This window comes from Escherichia sp. E.sYA108, assembly GCF_011754335.1.
GTDB lineage: Bacteria > Pseudomonadota > Gammaproteobacteria > Enterobacterales > Enterobacteriaceae > Escherichia > Escherichia coli.
In genome coordinates, this window is sequence record NZ_JAAQVZ010000002.1 from 21000 (window position 1) to 40370 (window position 19371).

The following is a 19371-nucleotide window of genomic DNA, read 5'->3' on the forward strand; positions in this document are numbered from 1 at the left end:
CCTTGTTTTAGGTGGTAACTGGGTGTAGTGTTTCATTTAACGTAGTAAAACTGCGTTAAGCGATTACCGCGTAATTTGTTGCTTTATGAAGCCCTGCCTTTTTCGGCGGGGCTTTTTTTTTAACGAGGATTTCAATGTCAGCAGAACCAATTTCCGGTACGGCCGTTGCTGCTGGTGGCCTGATGGGTGCCAGCGTTTTTGGTATTGCAACTGGTATTGATTACGGCGTTGTATTCGGGGCATTTGCTGGCGCTGTTTTCTATGTTGCTACAGCGGTGAATATTAGCCGTCTCAAGCTGATTGGCTATTTCTTTACATCGTTCATTGTTGGAGTGATTGGAGCGCCGTTAGTTGGCTCATTTCTTGCCAAATGGACCAGCTACAACGATCGTCCTCTTGATGCGCTTGGTGCGGTTATTGTGGCTGCATTGACAATTAAAATCCTCACGTTCGTAAACAGCCAGGATCTCGGTAGCATCTTTGGAATGCTTTCCCGCTTACGTGGAGGGGGTTCAAATGGTAAGCAGTGACCCGTCAGCACTGATTAATGCGGTGCTTTGCACAGTAATAGTAATGGCGCTGATGCTTTATCGACGGAAAGACTCCAGGCATCGTCCATTTGTTTCCTTTCTGGCTTATATCTACGTCATTGTATACGCCAATGTTCCCTTCCGTTATGTGTTCGGTCTTTATCAAGAATCCCACTGGCTGGTGGTTATTGGAAATCTGATTATCTGCATCGTTGTTCTGTATTTCAGGGGCAATCTGGCGCGGATAGTTGACGCATTAGGGTTTAATCATGACCAAAGATGAGATTTTTAACAGCATTCTTGGGAAAGAGGGCGGTTATGTTGATCACCCTGACGACAAGGGAGGCCCAACAAAGTGGGGCATTACTCAGAACACTGCCCGTGCTCATGGATACCGTGGCGATATGCGCGATTTAACTCGCGAACAGGCACTGGAAATCCTTGAGGCTGATTACTGGTACGGACCACGCTTTGATCAGGTGGCCGCATTATCCTCTGATATTGCTGCAGAGCTGTGTGACACGGGGGTGAACATGGGGCCAACAGTGGCGTCAAAAATGCTTCAACGCTGGCTGAATGTGTTCAACCTGCGCGGGAAGCTGTATCCCGATTTGGATGCAGACGGACGAATCGGTCCACGTACCATTAATGCGCTGCGTGCTTATCTTGGGAATCGGGGAAAAGACGGCGAACGGGTGATGCTGACGTCGCTGAACTGTACGCAGGGCGAACGCTATCTGGAGTTGGCGGAGAAGCGCGAGGCGAATGAGTCGTTTGTCTACGGCTGGATGAAAGAGCGAGTGGTGGTATGACTGGTTTGAAGGCCGTTTTGTCATTTATTGGCACAATTATATTGGTTGCATTCGGCGCGTTTGGTTTTGGTCGTATGAAGGGGCGAGAAAAGGCCGAAGATGAAGCTGAAAAGCAGCGCATTAATGAGAATGCAGCCGCCGTAAAAGCCACTGCGGAGCGGCGTATAGAAGTGACAAAAGAGGTGGGCAATGTACAGCAGAGTGTTAACCATATGGCTGATGACGATGTTGATCGCGAGCTGCGGGAGTCGTGGAAGCGTCCCGGTGGTGGTTGATACCGCCTGTGATTGGGTAAAGCCCATCTACCTGACTGATCACGATATCGATGTTATGGACCGCCAGACAAAGAAAGATATTCTGGCTCATAACAGGGCATGGGAAATCAACTGTCCAAAGTAATATATATTTCTATAATTATATAAATATATAGTTACAACATTCTATGCGCTTTTCTCATTAGCGCACGCATCAACCATGTTTGTCTGATATGCCGCCGCGCCCAAAAATCCTGAATTTATTGGCTGGGATTTTCGTGCGCGGCGCCACACCAGACAAACAAATCAAATATGGCCCCTTAGCTCAGTGGTTAGAGCAGGCGACTCATAATCGCACGGTCATCGGTTCAAGTCCGGTAGGGGCCACCAATTCACTCTCACACATAAAGATAAGCGCGGTGGAGTTACTTCTTCGTGCTCATCTTTATGTGTGCCTGGTGCACATTTCGGGAAGCCGTTGGTTAGTGAGTACAGGCAGGGCCTGTTATCCGCAAAGGGGTAAAAGCTGGAGCGGCACGGAACTGTAGCCGTGTTACCAAAACAGCGTTGTCGGGCGATATCCGGCACACAACAGGCAAGGGCATTAATCAGTCTGGTTAGTGCCCTTTTCGTTGTGTCTGCTGTAGAGCTGGCCAGCGTTATGACTGCCGGAGATAAGCGCCGGAGGCACAACTAACATGGAGGCAATTGCATTGTTTAATCTGATTTATGCAGATCCCCCCTGGGAATACAAAGATAAGTGTAAGGATGGGAATCGTGGAGCTGGTTTTAAGTATCCAACGATGAAAGCTGAGGATATTGCTCGTATTCCTGTCTGGCAGCTTGCTAATCCTGAATCGTGTTTGTTGGCCATGTGGTGGGTTCCGACTCAGCCAGAAGAAGCGTTGCTGGTGGTGAAAGCATGGGGATTCAGGCTTATGACCATGAAGGGCTTCACATGGAACAAATGTGGTAGCCGACAACCAGATAAGCTGGTGATGGGGATGGGGCATATGACTCGTGCAAACAGTGAAGATTGCTTGTTTGCGGTAAAAGGCAAATTGCCGACCCGCCTTGATGCGGGGATCATTCAGTCGTTTACATCGCCTCGTCTGGAGCATTCTCGGAAGCCTGATGTGGTTCGTGACAAGCTGGTAAGGCTGTTAGGTGATGTTCCTCGTATTGAGCTGTTTGCTCGCGGTGATTTACCTGATGGTTGGCATGGCTGGGGCAACCAGTGCAATGGAGGTATCCAGTTGCATGATGCTCTCTGGCAAGTGGCATAGAATTATATAATTATAGATTTATATAAAAAGTGCTTTACAGGTGGGAAAAAATTTCCTAAGGTTATACCCGAAACCGAGCGATACCCGCCCTGGTTAAACCGGAGAAATCTGATGAAAGTACAAGACCGTGAAGTAGTAAAAAACCTCCTGCAATACCTGACCTCAAAAAACCTGACGGGCAGCGTTGAGTTCCGTGAAGCGTTAAAACATTTCAACGTCACTACGGTTTATCGTTGGGAAAACAAACATTCTGAAAGACCGTATGTGGTGGATGTTTTTGCGCCTGATATTGAGTGCGGTTTTGAGCGTCATTCGTTCAAGGAGAAACATTCTGCTGATTTTTTTTGTGAGGTTGTATGTGCGGCAGGAGATGATGAGTGATGCGTATTTCCTTCAAACGTGCGACTGAGCAGCAACGCAAAGAGTTCCTGGCTGATGATGTAGCGGCCGTTTATGACCTCATGAAAGAGGTTGTGGAATCAGGGAACTACACGGCGGCAAAGATGCTTAAACTGCAATTCTTGCTGGGCGACCTGAAATACAAATCCGAAGTTGTCGCCGGACGACGCGAGCATTAAACCGTAACGATAACGAACAACGAGCCTCGGCAATTGCCGGGGCTTTTTTACATCCAGACAAAGGAGAACATGGGATGCCTTCGACAAGCACCAAAAAAGAAATGGCGGTTAGTGATGTGCTTTACGCGCTTTCGACTATATGTGACGGAGCAATGATGAGGATGAAAGTCCTCCGTGAAGCATACGGAAAAAGTCACGATGAGGCAGCTAAAGAATGCCTGAATGAGATTGTGGACTTCATTGATAACCATCGTTCAGTTATATCGCGTCAACCGACAGAGTCGTCCATCACGATTAGCGCACCGGTTATCAATATATCAGTAACTGCGGCGTGTAAATCAGCAGCGGAAGATGATCGTGCTTATGCCGAGTGATTTGTTCTGGTTTCCGCTTCCAATAAGAGATTTGTTGGTATTTCTGGCTGGCGCTTACGTCTGGAGAAAAGCGAAAGATACCTCGTTATCTTTGAGGTTTGTCTTAGCTATATCGGTAGGAACCGCGCTGGGTACGGCGTATCTCTTGATATTACTGGAGGTATTCATTGAAAAATGGATAGTTTCATGAATGGTCTTGGCATTTTTCTGATGGTTGTGGCTGTGTGTTTTTGTATCTCGCTGGTGGTTATTGCTGGTGTCCTGTGGCGCATCTTAGTGGCGCAGAGAGCTTTTCGGCTTAAGCGGGAGCAAATGCGCCTTGATTTCTATCGAAAGTAACTCTTACAGCCTCGCGTGTCGCGGGGCTTTTATTTTCAGGTGATGTTATGGAAAAGAAAGAAGATAAACCGATTGCCATTGGTGCAGAGTCTGTTCCGTTTAAGTTTGAATTATCCCAACTGGTAACAATGCGTATCAGTGAAGAGTGGGGAGAAGTTCAAGCCCGTGCTCAGTATGCAAATGGCGAAAACCAGTATTTGATTCACTATCAGGCGGCTGATGGTCGTGCTACCACAGAGTGGTTCGGTGAATCGATGTTGATTGCGATGGAAGATGATCGTTATCCAGGCTGCCCTGTTTTTGCCTGTGTTGATTTGCCAGAAGGCGCGGTACTTGAAGACGACAAAGAAGAATGCTCGTCTGATGGCGAACTTGTCATTACTGGAATCGTTGATGGTAAGCCGGAATACTCTCGTATTGAGGTAAATAACGGCCGCATCCGTTTGATCCCTGCGTAATGCATTACAGCAGCTCTTGTGCTTACCAGGGGCTGCGATAATGCGCAAACCAAAGCTGCCTCATTAACTCCAGCTCGCTGTGGAGTTAATGCTGGTGGCTTTTTTATTACTGGAAGGTGGGCGACCGCCGTCAGTTGCGACCTGACGACAGTCATTCATACCCACAGGGTGCCGTGGATACAAACCGAGGCCCACTTGCTTGCACAAGCGAGGGGATTTTAGCGGATAAACGGCATGACAAAACATCTTAATGTGGTTTCTTTACCACTTTCTGTGTTGATTGGTTATGAAAAGAACGCTCGCACACACTCCGTGGAGCAGGTAGATCAGATTGTTGCCAGCATACAGGAGTACGGATGGACTAATCCGATCCTGATAGACGAGAACAATGTTGTAATTGCTGGTCATGGTCGAATTGCTGCGGCCACTCAGTTGGGGATGGATGATGTTCCCTGCATTGTTCTGGAAGGGCTAACGGAGAATCAGAAGAAGGCATATCGTCTGGCCGACAACCGTATTCCGCTGAATGCTGGTTGGGATGAAGAGTTGTTAAGCGCGGAGCTTGCAGATCTTGCGGCCGATGATTTTGCTCTGGACTCAATTGGTTTTACTCAGCGCGAACTGGATAACTTATTGAGTGCGGCGGTCTACGATGACACAGAGGGTATGGATATCCCATTTGAGAAGGATGAGGCCAAATCAGGCGTAAAAGTTCAGTACCTGTCATTTGGAGGTCATAAAATCCCGGCAACGGATGAGGAAGCGGATCGTTTTGACTGCGCGGTGTCTCGTTATGTTGATGATAATGGCAGCTATATCGGATTTGTATCCGCATTGCTGGCTGGGGAGGTGTGCTGATGCTTCACCTCAATTACGACATAACGCACCTACGCGGCGCGGAATATAACCCGCGTTTTATCGGTGAGGATGATCTTGCGAGGCTGGCGGAAAGCGTCAGGGAGCTGGGGCTTGTGAAGCCATTGATAGTGCGCGGCGATTTGCTGGTGGCGGGACACCAAAGGACGAAGGCGCTACGTAAATTGGGAATAACGCGTGCTGCGGTGTATGTGTTGCCCTGTGAAACGACGGTATACGACGAAGTACGGTTTAACCAACTGCATAACGGAACGGATTTTGATAGCGGAGATGAGCGTTGCAGGGTGTCAGGTCTGGAAGATAAGCATGGTTTTGTTCAGGTATCGGCAAGCCAGATCTCAGGCAATATGCGCGCGAAAATGGCATATGTTCGAAAGAACATAGCGGAACTGGTTATCAAGTATGGTCCGTGGGGTGGTTGTGTTGCGACTCAGTCTGGTGAGGTTATTCACTGTGCTCAGTATGCATTAGCAGCGAAGATGACGCGCACACCGCTAACGGTGTTTGTGATCCCTGATGTTGAGAAGGAAAAATACCAAAGTTATCTGAATAAAACTTATGGTGTATTTGAGTATTCTCATCTGGAGAAAACAACATACATCCAGACGTATGCGCAGCTTATGCGGTTGCGTAATGGTGGCAGCCTGAAATCAAACCTGTATGAGTCGTTGATCCTCCCGATCATTGCCAAGACGCCAAGAGGAATTGATTTTGGTTCGGGGCAGGGAGACTACGCGCGAATGCTCAGGGCAAAGGGATATAACCTGCATGATCTCGAGCTTTTCCGCCGTAAGGGCGCTGGAAACACTCTGGATAGGGCCGCAACAAACCGGATGATTGATACGCTGGTGGACGACTTAAAAACGCGAGGGCGTTACGACTACGTGATTTGCGATAGCGTTTTGAACTCGGTCGATAGTGTCGAGGCTGAATGGTCCGTTCTGACGGTTCTAAAAGGCCTGTGTAAAGCTGGTGGGTCAATATTCTTTTCTGGTCGTAGCCGTGGAGAGCTGGAAACAGTCCTGAAGCAAACACAAGCGGCGAGTTCCAAAAGCCGGCTTTATTTTATTGATCATAACGGTTTTACCGCGTTGTACCGGAAGGGGCACTGGTTTTACCAGAAGTTTCACTCTGATGATGAAGTGAAGCAGTTGTGTCGTGTACATGGTTTCAGGATTAAGCGGTCAATATTCAACTGTAAGAGCTGGTATTTGCACGTCATTAACGATGATTCCCTTAGTTGGGCGAGTCTGGAGAAAGCTGTTCGTTTTGAGTTTGAGTTGCCGTTGCCTGGTGGTTCAACAATCGGACGATCTGATGATGTGCTGGCGGCTTTCCGGCCGTTGATTAAGTAGTGTGTAGGAGGCGCTGGTGGCTGACAGAATTGAGATAAAGATGGATTTTTCTTCTCAGGATATTCAACGACAACTCCAGCGCCTTGAAGAACGCGAATTGCCGTTCGCAATGGCGCTTGCGGCAACCAGAACGGCAAAGGCTTCTCAGGCTGCGATTAAGAATGAAATTAATCGGGTATTTGACAGGCCCACGCCGTGGATTCAGAACTCTACTTACGTTTTGGCCGCAAAGAAGAGTGATCCTACAGCCATTGTGTATGCTCGTGAATGGGGAGGAACGCCAGCCCCTGTAACGTTGACTCCGCAAATCGAAGGTGGCCAACGACAGTACAAACGCTCAGAAGGGGCGCTAAGGGCTGGTGGATATTTGCCTAACGGCTGGCAGCTTGCTCCTGGTCCCGGCGCAAAGCTGGACAAATACGGGAATATTTCGCGGGGGCAATTACAGCAGGTCTTATCTGGCCTAAGAGTTCAGCGAGATGCGCATCAAAATCGCCGTCAGGGCAAGCCTACGGAGTTTTTTGTTGTTCGACCTGGTACAAGTAACCCGCTTCAACCAGGCGTCTGGCAGCGCGTTGGGCGGCGTCCTACGTTGATCCTTACGTTTATCCAGCAACCTAGCTATTCGCAGCGTCTTGATTGGCATGGCGTGGCGCTGCGTGCTGGTGAGGATGCGTTTGCTGATGAAGTCACAAAGGCTATTGATGACATCCTTTCTAAGACGTTCTCTCGTTAATCATCGTGTGGTTGATGGTGTTGTTATGCAGGGTGTATTCACTGTGTTCTGTAGCGTCGCTCGCTGGCTGTCTGTGGGGGAGCACGAGCATCGTTTCATCGTCCGGCAGAATTGGGTCCTTCTGGCCAAAAGCGTTGGATGCGGGTCATTCGAACCCCGATGTTCGGCTAGCTAAACGTGAAAAAAGTTAGGTTAAAAGTTGCGGTAAAAGAAATTTACTCATCTCATTGAAAAATATCGGGAAAACGTGATTTTTTGCTGTATTTGTGCTGGTAAAAAGAAAGTAGGAAATTTTCTTTTAGATCATCAAGATACGCGCAGATCTTTAACCAATGTGATGTTGTTCTGATAAAAATCGTTATAAATCATGCAAATACATCCGATCTTTTAACCAAAACACCATCGCAAGATCCTTTTTACTTATAAAAACTTAATAAAATCAGATAATTATGCTGGTTTGTGTGATTTTTTATGAGTAAAAAGATCGTCATTTTTCTCTTTTAGTATCAATAAGTTAAACAGTTTTCTTTAACCTGTTGTGTTATGGCGGTTAAAAAATGGCTCTAAAAATCGAATATTTACCAGTCGGTAAGCTGCTCAGATATGCCAAAAATTCACGGACTCATTCAGATGAGCAAGTTGAACAGTTGGTGAACAGTATCCGTGAGTTCGGTTTCACTAATCCTGTGCTGATCGATGAAAAGAATGAACTGATTGCGGGGCATGGGCGGCTTGCAGCAGCCGAAATTCTGGAAATGGATAAAGTTCCGGCGATTCGGTTGAGTAACCTTTCTGAAAAACAGAAGAAGGCGTACAGGATTGCAGATAACAAGCTGGCCTTAAATGCTGGCTGGGATATGCAGCTTCTGGCCGAAGAAGTCAAAGAGTTAATGGATGATGATTTTGATATTGATCTGCTTGGGTTTAATGATGCAGAGCTTGACGAAATGTTAAGCGATGAACAGCCGCAGGAAGAAGACGATAATTCTTCCCCTGTTGTTCAAATTAAGTACCTGGCTATTGATAAAGAACGTATTCCCGCGACGGATATGGAAATTGCATTGTTGCTGGATGTTTATCGTCAGTACCACGATGCGCATGAAACGCATGAGGGATTTGTTCAGTATCTTGCTAATGGTTGCAAGTAATGGCCATCGTCAGTAAGTCAGAGTTTGCCCGCCGGAAAGGTATTTCTCCGGCAATGGTTACGAAGCTCTGTCGTTCCGGTCGCATTCCAGTGCTGAAAAGCGGCAAGCTGGATTTTGATAAAGCCAGTGCGGCTTATGAAGCGAGCCGACAGGTTGGTCGTGAGGTATCTGCTGAAAATGGAAAAAGAGGGCATGGGATATCTTCGGAACAACCAGAGTTACCCGCTGATGATGCCGGATTAGCTGGTGGTACTTCCGGTGTTGCGGTGCAATTCAACAAGGCTAAGACCGCAGAAAAAATTTATCAGGCAAAGCTGAAACGCCTTGAATTTGAAGAAAAGGAAGGCTCTCTCATCGCTAAAGATACGGTCAGGGATGATGCATTTCTGGCAGCTAATGAATTGCGTAGCCGCTTATTTAGTATTGCTCCAAGAGCAGCTCCCCGTTGTGAAGGCAAAACAGCCAGGGAGATCGAACGCATTATTGAAGACGAGATTAATTTTGCGCTTCAGGCGCTCCAGGAATCCCGATTTATTAAGCAGGAAGAATAAACCTCATGGGCGAAACAGTATGGAGCACCGCTTTTTTCCGTGCGCTTCGCCCTAAATCACGGCTAACTGTTTCCGAATGGGCTGATAAGTATCGTCATGTAGCGCAGGGAACGTCTCCAGAGCCAGGGCCGTGGCGTACAAGCCGAGTGCCATATTTGCGTGAACCAATGGATGTTATTGGTGACGCTGATACAGAAACAGTAGTGATGCAATGTAGCTCGCAAATTGGTAAATCCGAATTACAGCTAAATGTTATGGGTTACTTTGCAGATCAGGAGCCATCTCCTCAGTTGATGATTTATCCAACGGTAGAGGCGGCTGAGGCTTTTTCAAAGGAGCGTATTGATCCGACGTTCAAATATTCCCCTGGTTTGAAACACAAGCTGCATGAAGGAAAAGAGGGGCGCGGTGCAGCCAAAAAGTCCAGCACGACTATACGTATGAAGCATTACGCTGGTGGATATATAGCACTTGTTGGTGCTAATTCCCCAGCAGGTCTTGCATCCAGGCCAATTCGAATACTGTTAGCTGATGAGATTGATCGTTACGGTGTGACGCAGGAGGGCGACCCACTAAAACTAGGTATTCAGCGTACTACCAACTTTCATAATCGTAAGAAAGTTTTTGTTTCTACTCCTGTTTTGGAGGAAACGAGCAAAATCCACAAGTGGTTTAAGCTCTCCGATCAGCGTTACTACCATGTTCCTTGCCCATGTTGTGGCACCATGCAGGTGATGAAATGGTCGCAAGTCAGATGGGATAAGAGCGATTCAGGTGAGGCGTTACCGGAAACGGCCAGATATGAGTGCTGTGAGTGCGGCGGGATTATGCGCGGATCTGGTAAACCAGACGTTGATTGGTTGGCAAAGGGGGTATGGATAGCTGAACATACTGGAGTTAAAGGTATTGTTGGTTTTCATATTAACAGTCTTTACTCCCCGTGGGTTGCATTGTCAGAGCTGGTTGAAGAATTTACGGAAGCAACCAGAAACCGCGATAAAAATGGATTAATGGAGTTTATTAACCTTAAGCTGGGTGAGCCATGGAAAGAGGATGCTAAAGACGATATCGATCCTGAATACTTGTTGCAACGCAGAATAAGGTTTGAAGAGTTTTTACCAGATGATGTTTTATTGTTAAGTGCTGGTGTTGACGTACAGGACACGTATTTAGTTTGTGAATTGGTCGGTTGGGGAAAAGGTAAGGAGTCATGGGGGATAGAATATAAAATATTCCCAGGTGATCCCGCACAAGATGTTGTCTGGAAACAACTTGATGAATACTTACTCCGTAGCTGGTCATTCCGTGACGGTCGAAAATTACAGATTTCTTCTGTTTGTATTGACTCTGGTGGGCATTTTACGACAGAGGTATATCGCTTCACTAAGCTGAGAGAATCAAGGCGAATATACTCTATCAGGGGGCGTGGTGGGGTAGGTTTACCATTTATAGGAAAGCCAAGTAATAATAACCGTGTGGGTGCTATGTTGTTTAATTTGGGGGTTGATGATGGTAAAGGGACCATCATGGCAAGAATTAAACTACATGATCCTGGTCCTGGTTATATGCATTTCCCATTAGATTCTGACAGAGGATATGATACCGAATACTTTAAAGGATTATTATCAGAGAAAAAAATATTTGAATATAAAAATGGGCAGACAAAAGAAAAGTGGGTGAAAGTCTACGAGCGTAACGAGCCTCTTGATTGCCGTAACTATGCAACTGCCGCGATGGAAATTCTGAACCCTAATTTTAACTGGCTTGCCGAACAGGAAATGCGAGGTAATGTGTATGTGCAGAACTCGTCAGGTATACGTAGAAGACGCCGTAGAGTTATAAGTAAAGGCGTAAACATATAGAGGAAATATAAATGAACAATGAAGCATTTTCTCTGACTGAAGCCAGAGAGATGTTATCTGTCTGGCGGGAAGCATATCGCGCTATTGCTATTGGCGGTCAGTCATATAAATTTGGTACGCGGCAGTTAACTCGTGCGGATTTATCAGAAGTCAGAAAAGAGATGGATTACTGGCGTAATGAAGTAGAAAGATTATCAGCAGGTATACGCCGAGGCCCACGAATTAAACGAGTGGTGATAAGAGATTTATGAATATTCTTGATCGAGTTATTGCGCCGTTTTCACCTCAGAGGGCATTAAATCGAGCTTTGGCAAGAAAACGGTTAGAAGCACTTGAAGGTATTAATAACCTTGGATATTCACGTCATGGTGCAAGCACTCATAAAAAATCATTAAGGGGTTGGTTTAGTAAAGCTGGTTCTCCTGATGATGATATTGTTAAAAATATAGATAAATTGCGTGAGCGTTCTCGTGATCTCTTCATGGGAAACCCGCTATCGGTTGGCGCAATAAAAACTATCAGGACAAACGTTGTTGGTTCCGGTTTAAAACTAAATGCGAACATTGATGCCGATTTCTTGGGGATGACGCAGGAAGAAGCGCGAGCATGGGAAAAACATGTTGAGCGTGAGTTTAGATTATGGGCTGATTCTCCAAATTGTGATGCATCAAGAATGTGTACTTTTGGACAATTGCAATCATTGGTTCAAATATCTGCGTTAACATCTGGCGATATATTTGCTGCGCTACCAGTTATTAAGCGTAAGGGTGTTATATATGATTTGTGCGTCTATTTAATTGAAGGTGATCGTGTTTGCAATCCAGAGGATCGTTTTATACCAAATCTTTACGGTGGCGTAGAGGTTGGTGAATTTAGCGAGCCTGTGGCGTACTGGGTTGCAAAACATCACCCAGCCGGGACTTCTGGTTTTGTAACCCGCAAGTGGGAACGTATTCCCGCATATGGGAGTAAAACAGGAAGAAGAAATATTCTGCATGTCATGCAGGATTTTGAAAGGCCTGGGCAACGCCGTGGCGTTCCTGTCCTTGCTCCTGTAATTGAAGCATTGAAGCAGTTAGGACGATACACCGATGCTGAATTGGTTGCTGCGGTTGTGTCAGGGATGTTTACTGTCTTTATTAAAACAGACGCTCCTGATGGGCCAGTCGGTGAATCGGGTATCCCTCAGTACGAGCAGATCGATAACCATGATGATAACACCCAAGAAATGGGGAATGGCTCCATAGTAAGTTTGGGTGAAGGTGAGTCGATAGATACAGCAAATCCCGGGCGACCAAATACGGCATTTGATGGTTTTGTTGTCGCCATATGCCGTCAAATTGGGGCTGCTTTAGAACTCCCTTACGAACTCTTGGTAAAGCATTTTACAGCAAGTTATAGCGCAAGCAGGGCCGCATTACTTGAAGCCTGGAAAATGTTCCGTATGCGACGTGACTGGATGGTTCAGTCATTTTGCCAACCGATCTATGAGGAATGGTTGGCCGAAGCCGTTGCTAAAGGTCGTGTTATTGCCCCTGGTTTTTTTTATGGGCCTGAATATCGCGCTGCATGGAGTGGCGCTCAATGGTATGGCCCATCACAAGGCCAATTAGATCCCCTTAAAGAAGTCAAAGCTGCAAAACTGCGTGTTGAGGAAACATTCTCTACCCGTGAAAAGGAAGCGGCTGAAATGTCAGGTCTTAACTGGGAAGAAACCGCACAAATCTGTGGCAGAGAAGAGAATGCTCGCCGTGAGTTGGGGCTTATTACACCTCCTGTTTCTGAGGTAAATGAACAAAATATGGAGACTGATGATGCCTAATTGGTGGGAAATAAAAAATAGCACGGGTGAAGATGACTCTCCGGCTGAACTTTTAATTTACGGGTATATTGGTGAATTTGATGAGGTTTCTTCTTCTGACATAGTTAATAAATTAAAGGATATTTCATCAAATACTATCAGCGTAAAAATTAATAGTTATGGTGGTTCTGTTTTTACTGCTCAAGCTATTCTTTCATCATTAAAGCGTCATAAGGCTAATATTACTGTTTATATTGATGGTATTGCTGCATCGGCTGCAACCATTATTGCAATGGCAGGTGATAAAGTTGTTATCCCATCTAATGCTATGATGATGATCCATAATCCGTGGACATTTGCTGCTGGTGATGCGGATGAACTACGTGATATTGCTGAGATGATGGATAAGGTACGAGATAGTATTTTATCTGCATATAAGGAGAAAACAGGGCTTTCTGAGGATAAATTAATTGAACTAATGGATCAGGAAACATGGCTAAATGCAGAAGAGGCTGTAGAGCTTGGATTTGCTGACGAAGTTGAAAAACCAATGCGCTTATCCGCTTCTATAAAGGAAGGGATGCTTTCGCTCAATGGAATAACTTTTGAAGCATCAAGGTTTTCAAAATTACCTGATTCGCTCGCAAAGTTGCCACAAAATAAAAATGAATTATCTACTGAATTAAATGAACAAAATGAGGACGATGTTGTGACTCTTGATGAATTAAAAAATAAACATCCAGAATTATACAATCAGGTTTTTAATGCTGGTAAAGACGAGGGGGTTAAATCAGAACGCGAGCGCATTGAAACAATCGAGAATAGCGTAATTCCAGGTCATGACGACCTGGTTAAGAATGCAAAATTCAAAACGGGAATTTCTGCGGCTGAACTTGCTTTGGAAATTATGAATGCAGAGCGAGCGCGTAACAAAAACTTTCTTAATCAACGGCAAGAAGACGCAAATGAGGTGAATAATTCAGTTGATGTTAATCAACCAGAAAACAACGGCGATAAACAAGCTGAAGTAGTAAAAAATGTTATTGGGTCAGTATTTAAAAATCGCGATAAAAATTAAGGTGAGTTTATGCGAGAGTCTTTTTCATTTGAACCAGATAATCTGATTATTTCTGGTGGTATGCCAGCAATTACAACAAGTATTAAACTTGCCAGCGGTAAAGTAAATCGAGGTGAGTTGCTTGCTTTTGTCAGTATTGATCAGACAACAAATGTTGTCACTGTGGCACCAATAAATCTCTCTGGTGAGGGGGTGGCAAAAGAACCGTATTGTATCGCTCAACATAGTATTGATGCGACTGATTCAGCGCAAGTTGGAACAGCATGGCTGACCGGAATGTTCAATGCACACGCAGTTATCCTTCCTGAATCAGCAAAGATTGCCGATGTATATCTGGCTTGTCGGAAGGTTGGGATATTCCTTAATACCGCACAACAAAATCCATCTGCATAATATAAAGAGGTCGTATTTTTATGCCGAATATTGATATTTTTGAACGACGTACAATGCTTGAGCCTGTTATTCAGAATTTCAAGGCTCGTCGTTTTCTTCTTCGTACCTTTTTTCCTGGTGTTCAGACCTTTAATACAAAGAAAGTTGATCTGGATTTTGTTCGCGGTGGCCGTACTATGGCTCCGTTTGTTGGTAAAGGTTTTGGCTCAAAAACCGTTGAGCGACGCGGCTTTGTAACGAGAACTCTGGAGCCACCACTTGTTGCACCTGATTTGGTAACAACAGCCGAGCTGCTTTTAAACAGGCTTCCGGGTGAGAATATTTACAACGCAAAATCGCCAGCAGAACGAGCCGCCGAGCAATTAGGTAAAGATTTGCTTGAGCTTGATGAAATGGTTAACCGCCGTGAAGAATGGATGTGTGCACAAGTCTTGTTTACGGGGCAGGTTGATATTGTTGGTGAAGGAGTGGATGACACAGTTTATTTTTGGCCTGAAGAGGAAGGAGATAAACCATATCTTGAACTGACAGGTGATGATTTATGGAGTGCAGCAAACTCAGATCCGTTAGTAAATGTTCGCAACTGGAAACGTCGGGTATCACTAACTTCAGGTTTTACACCTCGTGTTGCCGTAATGGGCGCAAAAGTTGTTGATGCTTTCGTTAAAAATGAAGCAGTAACTAAATATCTTGATAATCGCCGAAAAGAGCTTGGGTATATTGAGCCTAAGGAGTTAGAAGAAGGCGTAACTCATTATGGCAATCTTGAAGGTGTCGATTTTTATGGTTACGACGAACTTATTCGCAATGATAAAACAGGAAAACCAGAACCATTAGTACCGGAAGATAAGATCCTCTTTGGCTCTCCTGGTCGAGGAACGATGCTGTATGGTGCTGTAGAGCTTGTAGATGACGCCGAAAAGACTCTAACGATTGTTGAGTCACCACGAGTTCCAGACACCTGGGTAACTCGTAAGCCGGCTGGCCGTTATGTTGCCATGAAGTCATCTCCACTGCCTAATCCTGGTGTGGCTGATGCCTATCTGGTGGCTAAGGTGGTTTAAATGGCCAGACTGATTAAAAACATTGATACGATAAGCCACGGCTCGCTAAAAGCGGGCCGTTTGCTTAATGGGCTAATGGATAACTCCAGAATTGCCGAACTGATTGCGTCAGGACATGCTATTGCCACCGAAGAGGATGGTGATTTGGCATCGGCTGGGGGCTATGATGCTGCTAAGTTAGCTTTTGAGCATGGATACGCATCTGCTGTTAATGATGCTGTGGACGCGGGGTTGATTACGCGAACGGAGGCGGGTAGCTGTGTATTCGAGGTTGAGTTTGAGGATGATGGCGGCAATGAGGAAACGGTTGCTGATGATTCATCTGAATCTGTAGCTACTTCTGATACCAGTAATGCGAAAAAATCAACGCAAAAAAAAGGTAATAAGAAGTAATGAACTCCTTCAAAGAGGTTATAGCGCAAGATATTTCTGCAATATTCCTCAATGAAAAAGAGTTTGCCGATACATATAACATAGACGGCAAGGATATCCTTGCCGTTATTGATACAGACCTTATTCATGAGCGGAATAAACGCTCATATGCTGAGTTTGCAGAGGGAATAAATCAGGGGCAAATAATATTATTTGTTTCAAGAAAAGATTTTCCTGTTCTCCCTGTCAAAGACCAGTCAATGAAAATCAACGGTAAAAATTATATTGTTAATGAAGTATCAGATAATGTTGGTGTATTGGAAATAACTCTCACTGTTAATACTAACAGAGGAATGCCGATTTGATTAATCTTTTGATAGATGCAATAAAAAATCGGTTGGAACATGAGGTTTCCCATGATTTATTAGTGCAGGGACCTCCTTATGATGAAACAGACAGCGATATTAAATTGTTTGTTCCAACAATATTTAAAGGGTACTTGCCTCCTAAATCACAACCATCTCCAGATAAACCGCCAGAATTTCCTCATGTGATTATCAGGCCCACGGAAGGAGGAATGCAGCCTGAAACGGATGAAGTTAAGGTTAAGTTTCTTCTAGGTGGTTTTTGTGAGGACCATACTGGATATGAATGGGTAATGGCTCTTCTTGAAAGGATGATGTTTCATTTTCAGGAGAAGCCTTTACTTGAAGAGAAATTTCTCTTTCAGGGCGATATCAGATGGCGAATGTTTGATGATCAACCGTATCCATATTGGATAACGGAAGCAACTGGAACGTGGCTAGTATTAAAGCCTCAGAATATTCAGTCTCAGGAGTTTATCTAAATGGCTAATAAGAAAAGTAGTAAAGAAGATATAGAAAAGAAGGAAGATGTTGCTCAAACATTTGTATATATAGGACCAACAATCCCTCAACTCTCAATTTTGAAGCATAAACTATTTAAGAATGGCTTATCTCCAGAGTGTAAAAAATTAATATCACATATTCCTGGTGCAAAGTGTTTGTTTGTGGCAACCAGTGATTTTGCAGATGCAGAGAAAAGACTTTCTGATAAAACCAGTGTCGAGTATGTAATGTACTCTAGAGTTTCTTCTTCTATCATGGAGATTAAATAATGGGATATCGCCACGGTATTTATATATCTGAACTGGCTACATCTATAACTCCTCCAGTGCAAGTTAGTGCTGGGTTGATTGTCGCATTTGGTACGGCTCCTGTTAATCAGTTAGAAGATCCAGCCTCAGCGGTAAATAAACCTATCATTGCTTATACATACGCAGAGGCCGTATCTAAAATAGGATATAGCACAAACTTCGAGAAATATACTTTAAGCGAAGTAATTAAAGTCGCATTTGGAATATATGGTGTTGCGCCAGTTGTATTTATCAATGTGCTTGATCCAGCAAAGCATAAGAAAGACGTTACTGATGAGTTAGTAAAACTTTCTGGCGGGAAAGGTACGCTCTCTAACGATGGTGTCTTATATAAATCTGTTGTTGTGAAAAAAGCAGATGGTGATTCACCTGGGTTAACGGTTGATACCGATTATGTGCTGGCGCTGGATGATAATGGCTATACGGTCATTACAGCTATTAGCGGAGGAAAAATTACCGAAAAAGACGCTACTCTTAAGGTTAGTTATACGCATCTTGATCCCGGTGCCGTAACTAAAAATGACATTATCGGTGGTGTGGATTCCAACACTAAAGCCAATACAGGGCTTGAGTTACTGTCAGATGTGTATCCCCGCTTCAAGTTAGTTCCTGGACAAGTGATTGCACCTGGATTTAGTTCTGATAGTGAAGTTGGTCAGCTAATGGCGGCTAAAGCCGCGCTGATTAGTGAATTGTTCAAAGCAGAAGCTATAACGGATGCGCCGACCGATAAATCTACTATCAGTGATTACTCGGCTGTTCCTGAATGGAAACAGAACAATAATCACATGGCCGCTAACCAGACAGTGTGCTGGCCGATGGTGAAACTTGGTGACAATATTTACCATCACTCAACCCATTTAGCGGCCGCAACATGCTTGCTGGATAGTCAGTATGGTGATATTCCATCACGTTCTCCGTCAAATATAAAACTACAGATGGACGGTGCTGTACGTAAAGATGGCAGTGAAGTATGGCTTAACATTAGCCAGGCAAACTACTTAAATGGACAGGGGATTGTAACAAGCCTTAATTTTGATGGTTGGAAATCATGGGGAAACCGTAATGCTATTTATCCAACATCTACAGACCCCAAAGACGCATTTCGTGTTTGCCGACGTATGTTTAACTGGGTGGGTAATACGTTAATTCTTTCGCATTGGTCAAAAATAGACAATCCTGCAAACCGTCGATTAATTGAATCGATTGTTACAAGTGCGAATATTTGGCTTAACGGCCTCACAGGTAATCAGGATATTGCAGGTGGTGTTGTTACCTTTGATCAGTCTGAAAACACGATTACGTCATTAATGGACGGGATTGTTAAATTCCATGTAAAAATGACACCATTCTCACCTGCCAGAGATATTGAGTTCGTCATGGAATATAATCCTGATTATCTGCTGAACTTGTTTTCTGAATAAATAATAGGAGGTTGCTTTGAGCAATCAAATTCCTGAGAGACTTATTAACTTTACAGTATACGGTGAGGGAAACCGTATTATCGGTGTTGCTGACGCAAAGCTGCCATCAATTGAGATGATGACAGAAACTGTTAGTGGTGCAGGTATCGCTGGAGAGCTTGAGAGCGGAACGCTGGGGCATTTCAAACCAATGACTGTCTCTCTTAAATGGCGAACTCTGACCTCTGCTGGTACAAAATTATTTCTATCCTCATCGCATCAGGTAGATTTTCGCGGTAGCCAGCAGGTTTATGATGCAGGAACAGGAAAATATAAAACGGTTCCTATTCGGGCTTCAATGAAGCTAAATCCTAAAAAACTGGATTTAGGTTCGCTACAGGTGGCAAAGGCTACTGATTCAGAGAATGAATTTGAAGTTCTCTATATCAAATTATTTATTGATGGGAAAGAAGTCCTGGAAATTGATAAGTTGAACTTTATTTGTATCTTTGATGGTGAAGATATATTAAAAAGCGTTCGTGATGATTTAGGTTTATAAGGTGACAAAATGGAAACCGTTAAATTAAGTAAAGAATATCGTTTTGAAGACTTTGAGCCGGTGACTGAACTCAACCTTGATTTAGACAACCTAAAAGGCAGTGATATTTTAGAGGTATCGGACTTACTGCAATCTCAAGGGCATGTTTCAGTTCAAACATCACTTGATAATAAAGTCCATGCAGCCTTGGCTGCTCGCTGTATTGGTCGTCCAATAGAGTATCTGAATGGATTACCAGCGAAAGACTTTGTTAAAGTTTGTCAAAAGGTACAGAATTTTTTGCTCTCGTAGGTTTTGATGAGCAAAAACCTATTGATAAGCAAATAATGAGGGCCGCGAGTTCTCTATCTCAATCATCTCAATCA

At 44.5% G+C, this 19371-nt stretch carries 28 protein-coding genes and 1 tRNA gene; all 29 read left to right on the forward strand.

The annotated features are described in order from the left end of the window. Positions 1-134 precede the first annotated feature (134 nt). The 29 genes from HBM92_RS24665 to HBM92_RS24805 all read left to right on the forward strand — a co-directional run bounded on the left by HBM92_RS24665 (position 135) and on the right by HBM92_RS24805 (position 19297). Positions 135-530: a phage holin family protein gene (locus tag HBM92_RS24665; RefSeq protein ID WP_001271967.1), complete on the forward strand. Its 396-nt coding sequence runs from the start codon at positions 135-137 to the stop codon at positions 528-530. After that, entirely contained in the window at positions 517-813 is a 297-nt protein-coding gene (locus HBM92_RS24670) for a phage holin family protein (RefSeq protein WP_000254764.1), read from the forward strand. Before HBM92_RS24665 ends, HBM92_RS24670 begins: the two co-directional genes overlap by 14 nt. Further along, positions 797-1342 carry a glycoside hydrolase family 108 protein gene (locus tag HBM92_RS24675; RefSeq protein WP_024179329.1) on the forward strand — a complete coding sequence of 182 codons (546 nt, stop codon included), beginning with the start codon at positions 797-799 and terminating at the stop codon, positions 1340-1342. Before HBM92_RS24670 ends, HBM92_RS24675 begins: the two co-directional genes overlap by 17 nt. Continuing rightward, positions 1339-1617 carry a hypothetical protein gene (locus HBM92_RS24680; RefSeq protein WP_000147212.1) on the forward strand — a complete coding sequence of 93 codons (279 nt, stop codon included), beginning with the start codon at positions 1339-1341 and terminating at the stop codon, positions 1615-1617. Before HBM92_RS24675 ends, HBM92_RS24680 begins: the two co-directional genes overlap by 4 nt. A 293-nt stretch (positions 1618-1910) precedes the next feature. After that, a tRNA-Ile gene (locus tag HBM92_RS24685) sits at positions 1911-1986 on the forward strand. Positions 1987-2294: 308 nt separating this feature from the next. Next, on the forward strand, positions 2295-2882 hold the full coding sequence (locus tag HBM92_RS24690; RefSeq protein ID WP_000387271.1) for an MT-A70 family methyltransferase: 588 nt from the start codon (positions 2295-2297) through the stop codon (positions 2880-2882). Positions 2883-2993: 111 nt separating this feature from the next. Beyond that, complete coding sequence (locus tag HBM92_RS24695) at positions 2994-3263, forward strand: hypothetical protein (RefSeq protein ID WP_000867916.1); 270 nt, start codon at positions 2994-2996, stop codon at positions 3261-3263. Beyond that, positions 3263-3460, forward strand: coding sequence for a hypothetical protein (locus tag HBM92_RS24700; RefSeq protein WP_001222808.1), 198 nt, complete (start codon positions 3263-3265; stop codon positions 3458-3460). The genes HBM92_RS24695 and HBM92_RS24700 overlap by 1 nt, the downstream gene beginning before the upstream one ends. Before the next feature lie 74 nt (positions 3461-3534). Beyond that, on the forward strand, positions 3535-3834 hold the full coding sequence (locus tag HBM92_RS24705; protein WP_001141358.1) for a hypothetical protein: 300 nt from the start codon (positions 3535-3537) through the stop codon (positions 3832-3834). 186 nt (positions 3835-4020) lie between these two features. Beyond that, on the forward strand, positions 4021-4173 hold the full coding sequence (locus tag HBM92_RS24710) for a hypothetical protein (protein ID WP_001013684.1): 153 nt from the start codon (positions 4021-4023) through the stop codon (positions 4171-4173). Between the two features lie 47 nt (positions 4174-4220). Then, positions 4221-4631 carry a hypothetical protein gene (locus tag HBM92_RS24715; RefSeq protein WP_000412080.1) on the forward strand — a complete coding sequence of 137 codons (411 nt, stop codon included), beginning with the start codon at positions 4221-4223 and terminating at the stop codon, positions 4629-4631. A gap of 234 nt (positions 4632-4865) precedes the next feature. Beyond that, on the forward strand, positions 4866-5489 hold the full coding sequence (locus HBM92_RS24720; protein ID WP_000160645.1) for a ParB/Srx family N-terminal domain-containing protein: 624 nt from the start codon (positions 4866-4868) through the stop codon (positions 5487-5489). Beyond that, on the forward strand, positions 5489-6862 hold the full coding sequence (locus HBM92_RS24725) for a ParB N-terminal domain-containing protein (RefSeq protein WP_001443071.1): 1374 nt from the start codon (positions 5489-5491) through the stop codon (positions 6860-6862). The genes HBM92_RS24720 and HBM92_RS24725 overlap by 1 nt, the downstream gene beginning before the upstream one ends. 16 nt (positions 6863-6878) lie before the next feature. Further along, positions 6879-7598, forward strand: a complete 720-nt coding sequence (locus HBM92_RS24730; RefSeq protein ID WP_000775054.1) for a hypothetical protein — start codon at positions 6879-6881, stop codon at positions 7596-7598. A 557-nt stretch (positions 7599-8155) separates the two neighbouring features. Next, positions 8156-8746: a ParB/Srx family N-terminal domain-containing protein gene (locus HBM92_RS24735; protein WP_001185429.1), complete on the forward strand. Its 591-nt coding sequence runs from the start codon at positions 8156-8158 to the stop codon at positions 8744-8746. Continuing rightward, on the forward strand, positions 8746-9297 hold the full coding sequence (locus tag HBM92_RS24740) for a hypothetical protein (RefSeq protein WP_001019010.1): 552 nt from the start codon (positions 8746-8748) through the stop codon (positions 9295-9297). The genes HBM92_RS24735 and HBM92_RS24740 overlap by 1 nt, the downstream gene beginning before the upstream one ends. A 5-nt stretch (positions 9298-9302) precedes the next feature. Further along, positions 9303-11159: a phage terminase large subunit family protein gene (locus HBM92_RS24745; protein ID WP_000504844.1), complete on the forward strand. Its 1857-nt coding sequence runs from the start codon at positions 9303-9305 to the stop codon at positions 11157-11159. Positions 11160-11170: 11 nt separating this feature from the next. Further along, entirely contained in the window at positions 11171-11410 is a 240-nt protein-coding gene (locus HBM92_RS24750; protein WP_001058287.1) for a DUF6148 family protein, read from the forward strand. Next, the gene (locus HBM92_RS24755; RefSeq protein WP_001022885.1) at positions 11407-12981 is read left to right on the forward strand and encodes a phage portal protein; all 1575 of its coding nucleotides are present in this window, start codon (positions 11407-11409) and stop codon (positions 12979-12981) included. The genes HBM92_RS24750 and HBM92_RS24755 overlap by 4 nt, the downstream gene beginning before the upstream one ends. Further along, positions 12974-14038: a head maturation protease, ClpP-related gene (locus tag HBM92_RS24760; RefSeq protein WP_001134427.1), complete on the forward strand. Its 1065-nt coding sequence runs from the start codon at positions 12974-12976 to the stop codon at positions 14036-14038. Before HBM92_RS24755 ends, HBM92_RS24760 begins: the two co-directional genes overlap by 8 nt. Positions 14039-14047: 9 nt before the next feature. Beyond that, positions 14048-14431 carry a hypothetical protein gene (locus HBM92_RS24765; protein WP_001209256.1) on the forward strand — a complete coding sequence of 128 codons (384 nt, stop codon included), beginning with the start codon at positions 14048-14050 and terminating at the stop codon, positions 14429-14431. A gap of 20 nt (positions 14432-14451) precedes the next feature. Next, positions 14452-15495 carry a major capsid protein gene (locus HBM92_RS24770; protein WP_001132883.1) on the forward strand — a complete coding sequence of 348 codons (1044 nt, stop codon included), beginning with the start codon at positions 14452-14454 and terminating at the stop codon, positions 15493-15495. Next, positions 15496-15888 carry a hypothetical protein gene (locus HBM92_RS24775; RefSeq protein WP_000113177.1) on the forward strand — a complete coding sequence of 131 codons (393 nt, stop codon included), beginning with the start codon at positions 15496-15498 and terminating at the stop codon, positions 15886-15888. Beyond that, entirely contained in the window at positions 15888-16232 is a 345-nt protein-coding gene (locus HBM92_RS24780; protein WP_001083981.1) for a hypothetical protein, read from the forward strand. Before HBM92_RS24775 ends, HBM92_RS24780 begins: the two co-directional genes overlap by 1 nt. Further along, on the forward strand, positions 16229-16714 hold the full coding sequence (locus HBM92_RS24785) for a hypothetical protein (RefSeq protein WP_000609135.1): 486 nt from the start codon (positions 16229-16231) through the stop codon (positions 16712-16714). The genes HBM92_RS24780 and HBM92_RS24785 overlap by 4 nt, the downstream gene beginning before the upstream one ends. Next, positions 16715-17005: a hypothetical protein gene (locus HBM92_RS24790; RefSeq protein ID WP_001284547.1), complete on the forward strand. Its 291-nt coding sequence runs from the start codon at positions 16715-16717 to the stop codon at positions 17003-17005. After that, on the forward strand, positions 17005-18468 hold the full coding sequence (locus HBM92_RS24795) for a phage tail sheath family protein (protein ID WP_000542268.1): 1464 nt from the start codon (positions 17005-17007) through the stop codon (positions 18466-18468). Before HBM92_RS24790 ends, HBM92_RS24795 begins: the two co-directional genes overlap by 1 nt. A gap of 16 nt (positions 18469-18484) precedes the next feature. Next, on the forward strand, positions 18485-19006 hold the full coding sequence (locus tag HBM92_RS24800) for a phage major tail tube protein (RefSeq protein ID WP_000070729.1): 522 nt from the start codon (positions 18485-18487) through the stop codon (positions 19004-19006). A gap of 9 nt (positions 19007-19015) precedes the next feature. Then, positions 19016-19297: a phage tail assembly protein gene (locus HBM92_RS24805; RefSeq protein WP_000450805.1), complete on the forward strand. Its 282-nt coding sequence runs from the start codon at positions 19016-19018 to the stop codon at positions 19295-19297. The last annotated feature ends 74 nt before the right edge of the window (positions 19298-19371 follow it).

Coding starts and splice junctions, on each gene's coding strand:
- HBM92_RS24665 (WP_001271967.1), top strand. CDS start 135: ATGTCAGCAGAACCAATTTCCGGTACGGCCGTTGCTGCTGGTGGCCTG.
- HBM92_RS24670 (WP_000254764.1), top strand. CDS start 517: ATGGTAAGCAGTGACCCGTCAGCACTGATTAATGCGGTGCTTTGCACA.
- HBM92_RS24680 (WP_000147212.1), top strand. CDS start 1,339: ATGACTGGTTTGAAGGCCGTTTTGTCATTTATTGGCACAATTATATTG.
- HBM92_RS24690 (WP_000387271.1), top strand. CDS start 2,295: ATGGAGGCAATTGCATTGTTTAATCTGATTTATGCAGATCCCCCCTGG.
- HBM92_RS24695 (WP_000867916.1), top strand. CDS start 2,994: ATGAAAGTACAAGACCGTGAAGTAGTAAAAAACCTCCTGCAATACCTG.
- HBM92_RS24700 (WP_001222808.1), top strand. CDS start 3,263: ATGCGTATTTCCTTCAAACGTGCGACTGAGCAGCAACGCAAAGAGTTC.
- HBM92_RS24705 (WP_001141358.1), top strand. CDS start 3,535: ATGCCTTCGACAAGCACCAAAAAAGAAATGGCGGTTAGTGATGTGCTT.
- HBM92_RS24710 (WP_001013684.1), top strand. CDS start 4,021: ATGAATGGTCTTGGCATTTTTCTGATGGTTGTGGCTGTGTGTTTTTGT.
- HBM92_RS24715 (WP_000412080.1), top strand. CDS start 4,221: ATGGAAAAGAAAGAAGATAAACCGATTGCCATTGGTGCAGAGTCTGTT.
- HBM92_RS24720 (WP_000160645.1), top strand. CDS start 4,866: ATGACAAAACATCTTAATGTGGTTTCTTTACCACTTTCTGTGTTGATT.
- HBM92_RS24725 (WP_001443071.1), top strand. CDS start 5,489: ATGCTTCACCTCAATTACGACATAACGCACCTACGCGGCGCGGAATAT.
- HBM92_RS24735 (WP_001185429.1), top strand. CDS start 8,156: ATGGCTCTAAAAATCGAATATTTACCAGTCGGTAAGCTGCTCAGATAT.
- HBM92_RS24740 (WP_001019010.1), top strand. CDS start 8,746: ATGGCCATCGTCAGTAAGTCAGAGTTTGCCCGCCGGAAAGGTATTTCT.
- HBM92_RS24745 (WP_000504844.1), top strand. CDS start 9,303: ATGGGCGAAACAGTATGGAGCACCGCTTTTTTCCGTGCGCTTCGCCCT.
- HBM92_RS24750 (WP_001058287.1), top strand. CDS start 11,171: ATGAACAATGAAGCATTTTCTCTGACTGAAGCCAGAGAGATGTTATCT.
- HBM92_RS24755 (WP_001022885.1), top strand. CDS start 11,407: ATGAATATTCTTGATCGAGTTATTGCGCCGTTTTCACCTCAGAGGGCA.
- HBM92_RS24760 (WP_001134427.1), top strand. CDS start 12,974: ATGCCTAATTGGTGGGAAATAAAAAATAGCACGGGTGAAGATGACTCT.
- HBM92_RS24765 (WP_001209256.1), top strand. CDS start 14,048: ATGCGAGAGTCTTTTTCATTTGAACCAGATAATCTGATTATTTCTGGT.
- HBM92_RS24770 (WP_001132883.1), top strand. CDS start 14,452: ATGCCGAATATTGATATTTTTGAACGACGTACAATGCTTGAGCCTGTT.
- HBM92_RS24775 (WP_000113177.1), top strand. CDS start 15,496: ATGGCCAGACTGATTAAAAACATTGATACGATAAGCCACGGCTCGCTA.
- HBM92_RS24780 (WP_001083981.1), top strand. CDS start 15,888: ATGAACTCCTTCAAAGAGGTTATAGCGCAAGATATTTCTGCAATATTC.
- HBM92_RS24790 (WP_001284547.1), top strand. CDS start 16,715: ATGGCTAATAAGAAAAGTAGTAAAGAAGATATAGAAAAGAAGGAAGAT.
- HBM92_RS24795 (WP_000542268.1), top strand. CDS start 17,005: ATGGGATATCGCCACGGTATTTATATATCTGAACTGGCTACATCTATA.
- HBM92_RS24805 (WP_000450805.1), top strand. CDS start 19,016: ATGGAAACCGTTAAATTAAGTAAAGAATATCGTTTTGAAGACTTTGAG.